Genomic DNA, 16,240 nt, shown 5'->3' with positions numbered 1-16,240 from the left:
GCAACCAAGGTTGCCCCCTTTTTTTATTGATATGACCGACTCCACATTGCGCCACCACATTCAGCACCTGTTACGCCAGCAACAGCTCACCCAGGCTCATCAGGACCTGCTCACTCGGTTGCAGCAAAATCCTGAAGATCACCTTGCCTGGTCGCTGATGGCCGAGGTCAACGCCCAGGCCGGCGACCTGACCAAGGCGGTTAAACTCCTGGACAAGGCACTGACAATTTCGGCGCAGCCGGAGTATGTCCTTAACCGCGGCAAGTTTTTATACCTGCTTGGGCGCAGCGAAGAGTGCCACCAGACGCTGCAAACCCTAGATAAGGAATCACTCACGGACGCCGGGCAACTGGACACCCTGGCGAACCTCTATAGTCGTCTCGGCGACTATCACAACGCTCATGGCTATCATCTGCGCGCCGCTCAATACTCCCCGGATAACGCCGATATTCTGGTTAACGCCGCCATCAGCCATAACATTATGGCCGCTAACAGCAAAGCCAAAGAACTGTTGCAACGGGCGCTTCAGCTCACCCCCAATCACTATCGCGCCCATTATGCCCTGGCCGAGCAAAGCTCCATGGCCGAAGCGCAGGCGCATATAGAGCAGCTCACCGCCCTATTGGCACAAGAGCAAAATGCCATCGCCCGCCAACACCTGTTCCATGCCCTGGCTTTAGAGCATGAACTACTGGGGGACTATGCCGAGGCCTTTAACGCCTTTGCAAACAGCAAGGAAGCGGTGGCCAAACGTATTCACTTTGATGCCGCCAAGCACAGGGCCTTTTGCCAGCAGTTGATCTCGACACCGCCTCAGCTTATATCGCAACAGGATAATGATGCTGAAGCCGTCTTTGTGGCGGGCATGCCTCGCTCAGGCACCACCTTAGTAGCCCAGTTACTGTGCCAAAGCCCACACTTGGCGTCTTTAGGTGAGTTGCAGGACTTCCCTCAGGGGGTCAAGCGCTTAAGTGGGCAAAGCGGTGCCGCCATTCTGACGCCCGAGGTCATCACTAGTGCAGGCCAGGGAGATGTGGCTACCTTGGCAAAGGAGTACCTCGGTCGTTACAGGGGATTAAAGGGAGACGCCGAGCGCGGCTGCGATAAACTGCCGTTTAACTTTTACTACATCGACTTTATCGTCCATGCCCTGCCCCAAGCGAAAATCGTGCTTATGCTGCGCGCCAAAGAAGACACCTGCATCGCCAACTTTCGCCAGGCCTATCAGGTGCACAGCCCTTTCCATCATTATGCCTTTACGCTTTGGGATATCGCCGCGTTTTATGATGATTATGAGCGCTTAGCGCGGCACTTTGCCGCTAAATATCCGGAGAATGTGATTTTGCAAAGCTATGAAGACCTGGTCAGCGAAGGTGAGCCGGCACTGCGCCGATTATATGCGTTTTGTCAGCTGCCTTGGCAGGACGACTGCTTGCAGTTTTATACCAAGCCCAGCGCCTGTGCTACCGCCAGTAAACTGCAAATTCGCCGTCCGCTGAACAAGGGATCCGTTGGTTATTGGCGCCATTATCAGCGCCAATATGAGGCCTTGGTAGATAAGAGTTAGGCCATGAGCGCATCGAGGCTGAGCTTAGCCTCATCGATACGATGCTGCACCTGATGGCGCACATACCAAAAGTAATTTAGGGCCGCCACCAGCTTTTGCATGGCCTTAAATTTCTGCCAGTTGCCCTGCTGCTTCATCGTGCGAAAGTAATTGCTAAACAAACTCTGCTGTTGACCCGCGGAGAGCTTAAAGCTCAGGGTTAACATGGCCAAATCGAAGTAGCGGTCGCCATGCTGGGCATATTCGAAGTCGATGCACTGCCACTGCCCACGGTGGCTGATAATATTTTCTTTGATCAGATCGTTATGACAAAAGCAGTAATCCTCGCGTGCAGCCTGTGTCAAGGCTACCACCTCTTGCAACGCCTGTGCATAGGGACGATAGCAGGGATCATTGGCGTAACCGGCAAGCTCGGCATGCAAGTCTAACGCCGTGCCACCGCTTGGCAGACCATGAATTTGCACCAGCCGTAACAGGGCCTGCTCGGCATCGAAGGTAACAGGCATCTGCCCCGGTGCATAAGCGAAAATGGCGCAGCGATGGCCGTTGTCCACATGCACGGGGGCCGGACAGACGCCCTGTTGCGCTAAGGTGCGCTGGGCATCGATGGCGGCAGCGGGGACCGGCTTACCATAAAGCTTCACCAGCAAAGTACCCTGCTCGGTATCGACGCGATAGTTTTCGTTGCTTACCCCTTGTGGCAAAAAGGTAATTTGGTCAATCACCGCATCGGCTTTAAATGCCGTAACCAAGGCATGGATGCGACCCACCGACTCAGGCATAGGCCGGCACTCCCTGTTCCTTCTGCTGATATTGCTGGCGCCAGCGTAGGTAGCCAGTAATCGCCATAAAGGTATAAAACACAAATAGCACCACGGTCGGATAATAGCCCTTGGCCAGATACAAATAGATGGAAGCGGCATCGATAACCACCCAATAGAGCCAGTTTTCCAACACTTTTTTAGCCACAAAGTAAGTGGTTAACACCGCAAAGCAGGTGGTTAAACTGTCCAGGTAGGCATAGTCGGCACGAGTGTAATTATCCATCACATAGCCTATGCATACAGCGATAAGCGCGGTCGCAGCAATTAGCCAGGCATGCGTCCTCAGGCGATAGCTGACGATGCCCTGACTTTGACTACGCTCTTTGCCGTAGCGCCATGCCCACCAGCCGTAAATGGCCATACCCATATAATAAAAATGCAGCAGGGATTCCATCAGCAAGGCGCCCTGCCAATACATCAGGGTGTAGATCAGGGTGCTGAAAAAGGCTGCGGGCCAGCACCACAGGCTTTCGCGCATGGCCAACAACAAATAGGCCACGGAGAGTGCCACTGCCGCATATTCCCAGCCGGACATGGCGGCAAAGCCAGATAAGGTGCTATTTAAGGCGTCCATAAGGCGTTCCTAAGTGCTAGTCTTGAGGCGACAGGTCGCCGTGCAAAAACTTACAAACAAAGATGGCCTTACCGAATTGCTCATAGGAGCGTTTGATCTCGGCGCTAAGCACCGCCATCACGGTATCATAGTCACCAAAAACCTGGGTTGAGAGCGTATTGGTGATCACCTTGAGCTCTTTGTGTTCATTAAGACGGTCGATAAAGTCTTTAATAAAGGGAATATAGTCTTGATGAAGCGGGTACTTACTGATTTCAACGGTCAGTTTCATGGGCATGTCACTAATAATAAAGAATGTCGTTATTGTAACCTGAACCCGAGCGTTGCCAAAATTTCGCCGTGACTTTTATCCTCTTTCACTGTTCGCCCGTCATTGCATAAACTGGATTCACACATTCCAGGCAATAAAAAAGCCCCTAATTAGGGGCTTTTTTCCTTGCTGCGCTTGGGCAGCTAATTAGCAGAGAAACCTTGTTTAGCCGCGAACTCGACGTACGCCGAACAGGGCCAGCAGTGACATCAACATAAAGATGCCGGTGCTACCGCCAGAAGATTTCTTAACCTCTGGCTCTGGAGTCACAGTTACAGGGTACTCACAGCTGCCGTCGTCGGTATCTGCGCTACCATCGTAGTTGCTTGCTGTCGCATCGGTACAGCCATAGACTGGCTCAGGCTCTGGCTCTGGCTCTGGCTCTGGCTCAGGATATTGACAGCTGCCATCATCGGTATTGGCATTTGCATCGTAGTTGGTTGCTGTCGCATCAGTACAACCATATTCGATGCCATCAGATGCAACGCTCAGCAGGAATGTCTGCGATACGCTGTCACTGGTGTTGGCCTTATCACGTACGGTTACCGTTACTTCTGTATTACCGTGGAAGTTCGCGTTCGGGACAAGATTGAACGACATACCATCTATTTCAGCGCTGATGTTATCGCCGCTCACCAAAAGTTCGTTTGGTGATTGGTCAGCATCAAGTACCACTACTTCGATGCCATCGATACGGCTGTTTTCTGCTACAGCCATATCGTCAAGAGCCGACATTTTCAGGTTACCTTTAACCGCAATGGTATGAGTTAAGGTTTTCGCTTCGCCACCGAGCTCATAGGCTAAGGTGATCTCTTTATCGGTTCCCGCCGACTCTGGATTAATGGTCGCTTTGAAAGAGAATTCAACTTCACTTTGCTCAGGACCCACGTAGTCGAAACAGATAACCAGATCGTCTTTAAGCACCTTACCCAGGTCGTTGTAACCAATAACATTGTACAGGGCACCATCTTTAAAGCCGGCAGTAGGCGAGTAAACACTGTCACCACCTTCGATCATGATCACACCCTCATCAACATTGGCACCCAGGTTGTCATAGGCATAGATAACTTCAAACTTATCCTTGTGGTCATCGATACCGCTGCGCAGGATCACCTCGTAGTCATAGGTGTCACCTGTGTTCTTGTCGGTTACATTATCGAACTCCATAAACAACAGGTCACCTAGGTCAGGACGCTCTTCGGCATACTGTGATGCTATGGTTAAACCGGTAGGGTCGTAAGGGTCACGTTTGTTAGCGATTTCGAACGAACCACGCCAGAATGGTGCTAATGCTTCCGTCAAGAAACCCGGACCACGGTGCGCATCCATCATCCACCATTGTGGAGTAAACTGCATAGCACCGGTTGGGTGTAAACGCACTTCGTTGTTGTTTGCCTGGTTGTAAACTTCGAACTTGGCGCCTTCTTTATAGAATAACCAGTCAATTGGTACATCAAAGTACACTCTGTGGCCACCTTCATACCAAGGTGTCACAGGCTGTAGACGGAACTCACCTTGAAGGTCGATATAACCACCGGTAGAGAACTCGTCGATCATCGGCGTCTTACAGCTGGCATCGGTAATGTTATTGGTCACTATGTAGTCACGCTTAACATTGCGGGTCGCCTGCTGAGTACCTGCGATAGTCAGCTTATTACCTTCAACCTTGATCATCTCGGCAACTTGCTCGTTGTTCGAGGTCATGGTTTCAGACCACAGCTGCATACCCTCAGGAAGAGTCAACTCAAAGTTGTAGTCACGCTCTTGAGACTCGTAGTTCGCCTTCAACTTCACGTTCACATCAAGCACATCCATGGCACGAGCAGCATCTTGGCTCACGTTTAGGGTCAGTGCTTCACTGTCGTGATTAAAGTTCAAAGAGGTAAAGCCCAGTGTGCCTTCGGCACCCGGTGCGTTGCCTAGAGCAAAGCCACCGTAGTAAACATCACCCATTTGCGATTCAGGCAGATCCCAGTTAATGGCGATTTCATAGTTGCCGTTGCCACTGTGTTGCTCTGGCGCAGACACATCAAAGCCACCATTGTATTCATTGCCGATTACCGCATAGTGCGTTTTGGTGCGATATTCATAATCACGCGGCGCAGCTAAAGCAGCAGTAGCAAACCAGTACTGGCCTGGCTCAGGGTCAATAATGTTACAGTAGTTGTCTTCAACGCTGCTTGATGAATAACAGATCATTTCCGCATTAAGCGCCTTGATCAGGGCTTGTGGATCTTCTGCAATCTCTTCATCGCTGACCATGAAAGAACCACTGTTGTTGGCATCAAAACCAACGATAAGGTGGGCTTTCTTGGTCTGCCAGCGTGGCTCAACAACATCACCTAGGTTTGATGTTTGCTCCGTAGAGGCTACCTTCACCATTAGACGTTTAGTGCCTTCAGGAACGGTAATTGACTGAACGTCCCACGCGCGCTCAACGCGGTCCTTAGTAACATAAGGGCCTACACCAATAACATCCGCCTCAATGGTGGTCGGCTTAACCAAACCATAATAGGTAGGCGTTAACTCACTGTAACTATCGGTGTTAACAACTATAGACTCAGAGGCCTTATTGCGCGCCATATCGATATCCACGGCTAGCGGCAACTCATCCAAGGTGTTTTTCGCTACCAGGGTAAAATGTGCATCCGGCGATTGGCCATCAAGATTGTTAAACACGACCTTGCCGTTAAACCAGGTGTCTTTATTTAGGGTGTTTTCCCAGGGTGCATCAGGTTCCGCTGGATCTACCTTGTGATCGATAATGTTTGGTAGCTTCATGGTTACCATGACATCTTGGGTTTCACCGGCTTTCAGTGTGAAGTTGCTTGGCGATACTTCCACCTCAACCCCGGCGCTTTGGTCTTCACCTTGCACGCCCCAGCCATAGCCGCTTACTTGCCATGAGCCATCTTTGGTGGCTTTGACGGTACGCATCCATGAACATTCAAGTTCACAATCTTGATTAACCAAAGAAGGCAGATTTAACCACTCCACCAAACCACCATTGCGCGGGTTAGCATCTTGGTAGTTTTCAATGGTCTCGTCCATTACCAGACCAGCATTGGCCGCCTGTGCCACGTCAATGGCACCGCCACCGGCCATGAAGTTGTAGTAAGGGTCGATAGTTGCGTAACCATTAAAGATTTTCACCTTGTTGGCCGTCATCATCAATGCCGACTGGATCTCTGCTGGTGTCCATGTTGGGTGCATCTGCATCAACAAGGTCATCGCACCGGTTACATGCGGAGTAGCCATCGAGGTACCGCTCATAAAGGTCCAATCAGATGGTGCTGGATTCGCTGTAAACGGTTGGTCATCGGCATTGGCCGCATAAATACCAACGCCCGGGGCGGTTACATCCGGTACCAGGTTGTTGATATAACGACTTGGACCCATAGAACTGAACACAGCCAGCTCATTGCCTTTCTCAGGGTCAAACTCATAGGTATTCACCGGCTCACCTATGGTGGCGATCGCTTCACCTACCGGGTTGGCGTTCACCCAGTTACGAATGGCCCAGCGCGCTTGTGCAGACAGGTGGATACCCGGGATCACATAGTTATCGGCAACCACATTATCACTGTAATTGGTATTTTGCAGGATAAAACCACCGGCACCGCCGGCCGCCACGTTTTCGGCTTTCGCTACACGGGCAATGTCACCGCGCTCACAGACAACGATTTGATCTGAGGTGAAGGTTCCCGCAGGGAAAGGTACATTACAGCTGGCCGCCGTATAGGCATCGTTCGGATTCGGATCGTCAAAATTTTCCGCTAATACCACGGGACCTGTGATACCACCCGCGTAGCTTTTACCCGCATACTCGCCATTAAACGGCGCGCGAGCACCCTGGAAGTTGTTGATCACCTTGTCACCCAGTGACATGACACGGTCATGCGTTGACGCACCTACCGTGGTTACCCAAGGTGAAGTATGGTCCGCAGACATGTAATAAGGGCCCGAGTTACCGGCAGCTGCGGCAACAGATATGCCCGCCTTACGAGCGCTTAAGAAGGCCAGTTCCATAGGATCTTCCCATGGGAAGGATTCACCGCCACCGATTGAAAAGTTAATGGCATCAACACCATCGGCAATGGCATCTTCAAATGCTGATAGAATCGCGGACTCTGGACAACCGGCGTAAGGATCGCCAGCGCGGCCAGCCCAACATACTTGGTAAGAAATCACGTGAGCGCGCGGCGCAACACCACTGGTTTTCTCAAAGTTGAATGGTAAATCAACCCCGTCACTGGTTACTTCACCTGTGGTTGTTTGCAACGGCGTGTTCATCAGCGTATTACCCGCTGTAGTACTCGCAGTGTGTGAACCGTGACCGTTATAATCTTCACCATTTTCAGGGCGAAGGTTACGATAGCCAAACTGATAATCACGGTTTGCAGCAGTAATTTCAGGGTAAGAGCGAACACCGATTAGCTTGTCATTACACAACTCAGGTTCTTCAACACAATCACCGACAAAATTGCCTGCACCGAATGGGTTGGTTTTGGCATATTCTTCGTCGCTGGCGAAGGCAATATGGTCGGTATTGATACCAGTATCAATAATACCCACAACCATGCCCTCACCCTTCACACTCAGTGAAGAAGCTGGTACTTCGCCATTCCAAAGTGAATCGGCACCGATAAATTCTGGGCCGCGATCGGTGCGTAGCTCGAAAATACGGTTTTCGGTAATACGCTTAACGCCGCTTTGTTTTGCCAGTACCATGGCGTCTTCTTGCGTCATGGTGACGATCATGGCGTTGTTAGCCAGCGTCAAGCGCTGCTTCATTTCGATATTGGCGCCATTCGATTGCGCGCGGCTAAGCACCTTGTTTTGCTGCTCTTGCAAATAGCGGCGGTAGCTTTTCACCTCGGGCGAGCGCACATTCAAAGTTGAGCGACCGACCATGGTACGAGTGGTCGTCAAGGCCGTGGCCTCAAGACCCTGGATATCGCCTTGATAGTTAACCACGGCGTCATTTTGTAATTGGACAATATAGGTACGCTTGCCAGTCACCCCTTCTTTAGGTGTAAATACATTTTTAGGTGAATTATCCTGATAATGTCTATTTAGCTGACCCACTGAACCAAATAAGGTTTGCGCTTCTTTTGACTCTTTGTAATTCGCTAGGTCTTCAGCGGTGAATACCGGGGTGTAAAAAGAGCCCGCAGGCGCTTTTTCAAAGCCCGGTTGTGCGGACGCAGCTCCCCCAGCCACGTACATAGCGGTTAGCATCGCAATGGTACTTTTGCGACCCAACCCCTTTAGATTTCTATTCTTGTTGGACATGTTGTATTCCTTGATGAAAATTTTTCGCGCATGTTGCGCTAGCGCAGTAGGGTACGTTGCGTCGGCCAAAGAAAACAATATGTAAACAGAGCACCAAAACACCTAAGAACAAGTTATGAGCAACCTACCGCTCCACGCCCCTTGTTACATAAGGCTCGAATGAATATGTACCAAAGTGTACATTAAGGTACCATTTTGTACTCATGCCGTTTATCGCAACAATAAATAAACTTTTGTAAGCATTTTGCAATCTTTTTGGGTACGGGGTTATGGGAATTATGATCAATTATGGCAATTGCCGCTTCATTCATCACAAGGCTAGCAAATCACGGTATAGTAATAACAAAATCACCTTGTTAGTCCTAATTAGCCTTTAGATGAAACGAATAGCCATTATTGAAGACGAAGCCGCCATCCGTGACAACTATGTAGAGATGCTGCAAGGACAGGGCTATGAAGTCCAAGGCTTCGCCGATCGTCCCAGTGCCGAGCTGGCGCTAAGTGAGCGCTTGCCGGACCTAGCCATCGTCGATATAGGTTTGGGTAATGAAATTGATGGCGGCTTTATGCTTTGCCAGAGCCTGCGCGCGCGCTCTCAAACCCTGCCAATTATTTTTCTCACCGCCCGTGACAGCGAAATCGATACCGTTTGTGGACTGCGCATGGGTGCGGATGATTATCTCACCAAAGACATAAGCATGGCCCATTTAGCCGCACGCATCGCCGCGCTTTTTCGCCGCGTCGAAGCACAAGGCTCACCGAGCGAGCAGGACGAGACCCTGGTACAGGACAAACTGGAGCTGAACCTTAAACGTTTGCGCGCCAACTGGCTGGGTCAGGCGGTGGACCTAACGGTGACCGAATTTTGGATGGTACACTCTTTAGCCAAGCGCCCAGGTCATGTAAAGAGCCGGGATGAGCTAATGAGCGACGCCAAAATTTACGTAGACGACAGCACCATCACCTCCCATGTAAAACGCATTCGTCGCAAGTTTCAGGCACTCGATGCCCATTTCGATTGCATCGACACCGTCTACGGCATGGGCTATCGCTGGGAAAGCAAATAGATGGCACGTTTGGGTTTGGGACTGCGCAGCAAGGTTATCTTGCTGTCTTGCTTTTTATTGGTGCTGCCCTGGCTTGGCTACGAATATGTCTGGGAAATGGAAAAGTATCTGCGCAAGGGCCAGGAAAAAACTCTGGTCGGTACCACCCGAGCACTGGCGACCGCCCTGCATGAGCGCCCAGCCCTGTTTGAAAATGCCAGTGAATTCACCGCCAAGGTGGAAAAGGGTCGCGATCTCTACGCCTACCAAATCAATAATGCCATTCGCCTCGATGGTGAACTGGGCGACTGGGCGCCCTATCAAAGCCTGATGTGGCAATACCATGGCACTTACCTGCAATCCCCTAACCCAAAACATGATGACAGCGACTTATCCTTTGAGCACATGGTCGGGAAGTACGCCCAACACCTGTACGCGGTGTTCGCGGTGCGCGATAACCAGGTTCGCCTGCGGCCGAAAAATGCCCTCAGCATAGAGCGCAACGACCATTTAAAAATCGCCATTAAATCGCCCGACGGTGAGCTGAAAAATTACATAGTCGCGACCCGCGAGGATGGTTGGGTGAATGCCTTTAGCCTCCCCGACTTGACCCCCTATAAGGATATTCAAGGTTATTTCCGCCAGACCGTTCAAGGCTATAACATCGAACTACGTATGCCCTTGTCCATGCTTGGCAACAAATTGGGCTTTGCCATCAGCGACTGGGACGATGGCCAGCAACAGCGCCATTTAATGGCCACTTCCAATATCGCCGATGCCAATACCCTAGGCACGGTACTGCTGCCTTCACCTGAGATTAAGCGCATTATAAAGGGCATGGGCCACAGCGGCAGCCGCATCTGGGTGGTCGACAAACACCACAGGGTGCTGGCGCAATCGGGCACCATTCAACATGCCGACGGTGTATGGGCCAGCTCGTTGCAAGAGCAGGACAAAGAGGGTATGTGGCAGCGCTTCGAACGGCGCTTCTTGCACCCACTGTATTACCAAATCCTGACCAGGCCACCCAGTGATTTTCTTGATATTTTGCATGACGTGGCGGCGCTGCAAGGCAGTCATATCGCCAGCGCCCTGCACGGTGAGCCCGCCTCCAACTGGCGCCTGACGCCGGATAACAAGGCGGTGATCCTCTCTGCCGCCTACCCCATTTGGGGTAACGATCAGGTGTTGGGGGCGGTCATTGCCGAAGAAACCACCAATGGCGTGCGCACCTTACGCAATAAGGCGCTGGAAAAACTCTTTAATGTGATTATCGCGGTGATGTTGGTAGGCACTGTCTCGCTATTTTTCTTTGCCTCGCGTATTTCCTCGCGCATTCGCCGCCTGCGCGACAGTGCCGAGCAAGCCATTGATGAACAGGGCCGGGTGCGGGCGCAACTGAGCGTCAGTAACGACAGCGATGAAATAGGCGATCTCTCGCGTAGTTTTGCCAATATCGTTAATCGCCTTGGCGGGTACACCCATTATTTGGAAAATATGTCCTCGCGGCTTTCTCACGAACTGCGAACCCCGGTGGCCGTGGTGCGCAGCTCTCTGGAAAACCTGCAGTTAATCGCCCACGAGCCGCAGCAACAAAAATACCTTACCCGCGCTCAGGAGGGGGTCGCCCGCCTGAATAAGCTGATCACCACCATGAGCGAGGCCACCCGGTTGGAACAAAGCATCAACACCTCGGCGCGAGAGCATTATGATCTGACCCAGGTGCTGCAAGGCTGCATGCAGGGCTACCAGTTGGCTTATCCGCAGGCGCGCTTCGCTGTGGAGATAACATCGGCAGCGCTCCCGGTACAAGGCGCTGCCGACTTTTTCGCGCAGTTGCTTGATAAGCTGATCAACAATGCTCTTGAATTTGCCGAGCCCGATAGCAAGATTGAGGTTTCCCTGACACAAAACAACAATCAAGCCCAACTCAGCATTAGCAACTTGGGGCCACCGCTACCCAAGGACATAGGAGAACATATTTTCGATTCCATGGTCTCGGTGCGCGAGCAGGACAAACAGCAACAGCCACACCTGGGTTTAGGTTTGTATATTGCTCGCCTGATTGTTGACTTTCATCATGGGCAGATACGCGCCAGCAACCGCGAGGATGGTCGTGGCGTGACCATCCGCGTTGACATTCCCTTGTCCTGATTCAGAATCGATTAACCATAGGGGGTGTAGTCTTAGTAGTAAGTTAGTCATTACTCACGGATTGCATATGCAAGGCCAAGTCCTATTACCTGAAGAGCTTGAATATATTATGGCGCTGTTTCGCGAGCACGACAGCGGCACCGATGAGGGTGGCTCGGCATCAATAAAGCTTGAATCTCTGGACGAGGCTTAATTACAATAACGCTCTTTATCCGCACGTGAAGTCGCTTGTGAAAAAACATCAGGCAAAAAAAGAGCTCGCCCTGCTGCCCATTTTATTTATCGCCATCGCCCTGTGCGTCGGCGGGCATTTCGTTTTACAGCCCAACTATCAAGATAGCAACCTGGTGGAATATGCCCTGGCAGCCTTGCCATTTGCATTATTCGCCCTGGTGATCCTCGCCATCCGCATCGCTATCAAGCAAGAGCAAAGCGACGACTAAAGTACCTGATAGCCGAACCAGTCCGGATGCATGGCTTGTGCCTGATTACTGGGAGTAAGGTGAATATGATACTGGCCGTCGAGCAGATCCAGGGCAAAGCAATCATCCACCTCGTGTAAATCATCTTTATGCTGATGACTCATGTCGGTGAGCAAACGCTGTTTTACTCGTTGCTTTGCCTGCTCGGCGCTGGACGCCACGGTCAGGGTAAAGGCATGTTGCTCGGCCATGTCATCGGCACGATAACCACCTAAATTTACGAAATAGAGACGCTCACTGCGCTGTTGCGGCGCATCACCCAGGCTCACCGCGTAACCGTCGATATGGCGCACTGCCATATAGCTGTCCATATGCACGCTGTTTTTATTGCCGACCCACTGGGCTTTGAGCTTGCCGTAGCAATCTTCTATGCGCTCGCCAACGACAAAACGCACGTCGTGCATTTCGATATGACAGCCCTCAATACGCCCGCCGAGATAAACCATAAATAATTGCATCGCTCACTCCTTTTGAATTGTGCTGGCGGCATTATAACGGCTAATCAGTCGCGGCTGAATTGCTCCACGTCGATCTCATGTTTTTTGATCAGCTTATAAAAGTCGCTGCGATTGCGCTTGGCCAGTTTGGCCGCCTGGGCCACATTGCCATCCACCATTTTCAGGACATTGATCAAGTACTGACGTTCAAACTGGCGCTTAGCCTCGTTTAAAGCAATGGGAGAGCTGGCCTCGAGCTCACACTGCAAGGCCATGGCCACCTGCTGGGCGCTTATCAACACCCCGGGACTCAGTGCCACGACTTGTTCTATCACGTTTTGCAGCTGGCGAATATTACCGGGCCAATCGTGGCGTAATAGCAAGTCCATGGCATCATCGCTGAAACGCTTCACCCCTTGTTGCTGACGGGCGGCAATTTGCTCACAAAAGTGATGCGCCAATAGGGAGATATCCTCGCGACGTTCGCTCAGCGGTGGCAAACGCAGGTTCACCACGTTTAAACGATAGTAGAGATCCTCACGAAAGCTGTTTTCGCGGATCGCCGCCGGCAAATCCTTGTGGGTGGCCGACACCACTCTGACATTAACCGGAATTTCCTCGCTATGACCGACTGGACGAATCTTTTTCTCTTGCAGTACGCGGAGCAATTTAACCTGCAAGTTCAATGGCATATCCCCTATTTCATCCAGAAACAGGGTGCCATTTTGGGCCTCGGAAAATAGCCCCACGTGATCGGCGGTGGCCCCGGTGAAGGCGCCCTTTTTATGACCAAACAACTGGGATTCCAAGAGCTCGGCAGGCACAGCGCCGCAGTTAATGGCGACAAAGGGGCCATCGCTGACTGCACTGCTCTCATGCACGGCCCTGGCCAAGAGCTCTTTACCCGTACCACTAGCCCCCGAAATCAATACATTCACATCAGTTGCGCCGACCATACGTACCTGCTCCAGCAGGTGGTACATAGTGGCGCTACGGGTCACTATATAGGGGTGACTGGCTTGCTGCGATTGACCATGTCCCTGGCCATGCAGACGCACCGCTTTTGCCAGGGTGTCGATCAGCTCATCCTTGTCGATGGGTTTGGTCAAAAACGCAAAAATACCTTGCTTGGTGGCGCGCACTGCATCGGGAATGGACCCGTGAGCTGTCATCATCACCACAGGCAGGCTGGGGTAAAGTTGTTGCACTTGCTCGGCCAGTTGCATGCCGTCCATGTCATCCATGCGCAAGTCGGTCAACACCACATCAAAGGTTTGCTGTTGCAGCTCACTCAATGCCTGGGGAGCGCTATTGGCCGTGATCACTTCATAGTCATTGGCCATCAGCCTTATGGTCAGTAGTTTTAATAAACTGACATCATCGTCAACGAGTAAAACCCGTGCTTTAGAACTCATTGTTATCCTCCTGCTGAGAGGCACGTTGCAGCAACTGCTGCTCGATAGCCGCCAGCGACGACAGGGTCTTTTGCATTTTTTCCTGCATTTGCTGCTGCTCTTGACGCAGCTTAGTAAGTTGTTGCTGTTGTTGGCTGTTGGCCTGAAGCTGTTGCTTCAGCAGCCAAAAGTACCGGGCGCTGGACTCGGGCCAGTAATACTGACCGCTGATCACCTCGAGCTCGCTAAGCAGCTCATCCGGGCTACTTTGGCCGCGCAAACACAATCGGGCGAAGAACTGCTTCAGCCTGGGTGCCGCCACATATTCCTGTAACTCAGTGGCCGAGGTAAAACCGCCGCACTGCTGTGCATGCCACTGCACCAGTTGCTCCGCACTGGGATAGATGGGCTGTTGCTTGGGTCTGGGTTTAGGGTTGGGGGCCTGCTTTTCAAGCTCACCTAACTGACCACCGGCCTCCGTCGTTCTTGGGCCCGGCAGTTGACAGCCCAGACTCAACAAAGGCACCAGTAGCACGACCACACACTTGGAAAATTTCAACATTTCGACTCCACTAGCAACTAAACTTAAGCCTAAAACAACTGCCCTGAGGTGAGCCTGAATGGATCTGCACCTCGCCATTGAGCTGATTGACGCATTCCTTGACGATGGACAAACCCAAACCACTGCCGGCGACGCTACTTCCCTTGGCCGCCTGTCCCTGATAAAAGGCATCAAACAAACGTTCGCGCTCGGCCTCTTTTATACCCGGGCCCTGATCGACCACGGCTATTTCCAGCTCCTGTTTAGAACGCTCTATATGCACCTCAATTTGCGCCCCGGTCGGTGAAAACTTAATGGCGTTTGATACCAGTTGCACCAAGATCATTTGCAGCAATTCACCATCAAGCGGTAACTCTTTTAGCTCAGCCGGACAACGCCATAACAGGGTTTGCTTGGCCAGGTGCAGGCGCTCGGCAAAATGCTCCTGCACCTGAGCTCGCAAGGCATCCAGTTGGCAGCCCTTGGTACTCAGGGTTCGCGCCTTAATGGCATTGTAATTAAGCAGGTTTTTGATCATCTCATGAAGTCGTTCGGTACTTTGACTAATGAGCTGTAAGACATCTTGCTGCTGCTCGTTAATAGGACCCACCAGCTGTTCTTGCAATAAATCACAGCCCTCAACCATAGAGGCCAAGGGCGTTTTTAGTTCATGAGTTACATGACGTAAGAAGGTGTCTTTTTGCTGCTCTAAACTTTGCAATTGTTGCTGCATCCAATTGAGTTTTTGTCCCAACTCTCGCAGCTCTTTGGCACCGGTCAGCTGGATATCCACATCCCAATCACCGCGACCTAATTGGCTTATCACCCGGGATAAATATCCCAGGTTGCTGCTTAAACGCCATAAATAGCCACCGCCGAGCAACAGCACAATGGGCACCAGGGCCACCAGCCAATTAATAAAACTTTGCTGCAGATCCGTGAGCGCCTGCTGCGCCTGGTCAATTTGCTCCTTGGTATGGCTATGAAGCCAATTGCCATGGCTGTTTAAATGTTGGCGTAGCGGGGCGAATAACTCGGCATTGGCCTGCTCTTGCTGCTCTATATTTTCTCTGGTGGCCACAAAAGTGGACTGCAGCTGCTGCCACCGTGCCAGTTCATTCTTTGTATTGGCCGCCTCCGTCTGTTGTGCCAACAGCGCATCGGCCTTCTGCCATTGCTCACTGACCGCCTTACTCAGCTGCTCGCTTTTTAATACCCAGTTTTGCAACGTAGCCCGCTCCAAGGACTGGAACAGCTGCTTAAACTCATTGAATTGTTCATTCTTTTGATAACTGCTTAATACCATCTGCTGGGTATTGACCATATGCTCGTCAAGGGCCTGTAAAAAAACCACGACCACCAGCGCCAATGGCACCAGAAGAATGGCCACGCCGATAAAGAATTGGGCAAACAGGCTTGGGCGCCAGTGCAGCATACGAAAAATCACCGAGACTCCTTGTTGCCAAAAAGCGAAAAACTAACTAACTGAAATTTAGTAAAAAAAATAATGGAAACCATAAAGTGTTGCAAAATAGCTACAACCTGTCCGCGTAATTACGCAACCTAAAAATATAACCAATTGAAAAATATTAATTTTAAAAATTGGCACTGAATTT

The 16,240-nt window shown here is 51.3% G+C and carries 13 protein-coding genes; 5 read left to right on the top strand and 8 right to left on the bottom strand.

Translation table 11 applies throughout. The annotated features are described in order from the left end of the window. Nucleotides 1–10: 10 nt before the first annotated feature. On the top strand, nucleotides 11–1,567 hold the full coding sequence (locus KD147_RS07045; protein WP_212547334.1) for a tetratricopeptide repeat-containing sulfotransferase family protein: 1,557 nt from the start codon (nucleotides 11–13) through the stop codon (nucleotides 1,565–1,567). On the opposite strand, the gene KD147_RS07040 is transcribed toward KD147_RS07045, so the two are convergent. From KD147_RS07040 to KD147_RS07025, 4 genes are all read right to left on the bottom strand, one after another. Further along, complete coding sequence (locus tag KD147_RS07040) at nucleotides 1,564–2,349, bottom strand: phosphotransferase (protein ID WP_212547333.1); 786 nt, start codon at nucleotides 2,347–2,349, stop codon at nucleotides 1,564–1,566. The two genes, KD147_RS07045 and KD147_RS07040, sit on opposite strands and share 4 nt — an antisense overlap. Beyond that, nucleotides 2,342–2,965, bottom strand: coding sequence for a nicotinamide riboside transporter PnuC (gene pnuC / locus KD147_RS07035; protein WP_212547332.1), 624 nt, complete (start codon nucleotides 2,963–2,965; stop codon nucleotides 2,342–2,344). Before pnuC ends, KD147_RS07040 begins: the two co-directional genes overlap by 8 nt. 16 nt (nucleotides 2,966–2,981) lie before the next feature. Beyond that, nucleotides 2,982–3,236, bottom strand: coding sequence for a YkoF family thiamine/hydroxymethylpyrimidine-binding protein (locus KD147_RS07030; RefSeq protein ID WP_105188085.1), 255 nt, complete (start codon nucleotides 3,234–3,236; stop codon nucleotides 2,982–2,984). 204 nt (nucleotides 3,237–3,440) lie between these two features. Next, a complete protein-coding gene (locus tag KD147_RS07025) occupies nucleotides 3,441–8,570 on the bottom strand; it encodes a S8 family serine peptidase (RefSeq protein WP_212547331.1) in 5,130 nt (1,709 codons plus the stop codon). Between the two features lie 377 nt (nucleotides 8,571–8,947). Here KD147_RS07025 and pdsR point away from each other — a divergent pair, with 377 nt between their 5' ends. The 4 genes from pdsR (at nucleotide 8,948) to KD147_RS07010 (ending at nucleotide 12,213) form a co-directional block, all read left to right on the top strand. Then, on the top strand, nucleotides 8,948–9,637 hold the full coding sequence (gene pdsR / locus KD147_RS07020) for a proteobacterial dedicated sortase system response regulator (protein WP_212547330.1): 690 nt from the start codon (nucleotides 8,948–8,950) through the stop codon (nucleotides 9,635–9,637). Further along, nucleotides 9,638–11,770 (top strand): proteobacterial dedicated sortase system histidine kinase, encoded by a 2,133-nt coding sequence (gene pdsS, locus KD147_RS07015; protein WP_212547329.1) that lies wholly within the window; start codon nucleotides 9,638–9,640, stop codon nucleotides 11,768–11,770. It abuts the gene before it with no gap. Between the two features lie 67 nt (nucleotides 11,771–11,837). Further along, entirely contained in the window at nucleotides 11,838–11,963 is a 126-nt protein-coding gene (locus KD147_RS16925; RefSeq protein ID WP_283247824.1) for a hypothetical protein, read from the top strand. Nucleotides 11,964–12,000: 37 nt separating this feature from the next. Then, nucleotides 12,001–12,213, top strand: a complete 213-nt coding sequence (locus KD147_RS07010) for a hypothetical protein (RefSeq protein ID WP_105188086.1) — start codon at nucleotides 12,001–12,003, stop codon at nucleotides 12,211–12,213. Here KD147_RS07010 and KD147_RS07005 read toward each other — a convergent pair. Genes KD147_RS07005 through KD147_RS06990 form a run of 4 tightly spaced genes read right to left on the bottom strand, consistent with a single transcriptional unit; the run spans nucleotide 12,210 to nucleotide 16,071 of the window. Continuing rightward, on the bottom strand, nucleotides 12,210–12,710 hold the full coding sequence (locus KD147_RS07005) for a DUF1543 domain-containing protein (RefSeq protein WP_212547328.1): 501 nt from the start codon (nucleotides 12,708–12,710) through the stop codon (nucleotides 12,210–12,212). The genes KD147_RS07010 and KD147_RS07005 overlap by 4 nt on opposite strands. A 44-nt stretch (nucleotides 12,711–12,754) precedes the next feature. Then, the gene (locus tag KD147_RS07000) at nucleotides 12,755–14,104 is read right to left on the bottom strand and encodes a sigma-54-dependent transcriptional regulator (protein ID WP_212547327.1); all 1,350 of its coding nucleotides are present in this window, start codon (nucleotides 14,102–14,104) and stop codon (nucleotides 12,755–12,757) included. After that, the gene (locus KD147_RS06995; protein ID WP_105253807.1) at nucleotides 14,094–14,645 is read right to left on the bottom strand and encodes a hypothetical protein; all 552 of its coding nucleotides are present in this window, start codon (nucleotides 14,643–14,645) and stop codon (nucleotides 14,094–14,096) included. Before KD147_RS06995 ends, KD147_RS07000 begins: the two co-directional genes overlap by 11 nt. Nucleotides 14,646–14,655: 10 nt before the next feature. Beyond that, on the bottom strand, nucleotides 14,656–16,071 hold the full coding sequence (locus KD147_RS06990; RefSeq protein WP_212547326.1) for a sensor histidine kinase: 1,416 nt from the start codon (nucleotides 16,069–16,071) through the stop codon (nucleotides 14,656–14,658). Nucleotides 16,072–16,240: the final 169 nt, after the last annotated feature.

The organism is Pseudoalteromonas sp. BDTF-M6 (assembly GCF_018334135.1).
Lineage (GTDB): Bacteria > Pseudomonadota > Gammaproteobacteria > Enterobacterales > Alteromonadaceae > Pseudoalteromonas.
Note: the sequence above shows the minus strand (reverse complement) of the source record. Positions and strands in the feature narration are given on the sequence as shown.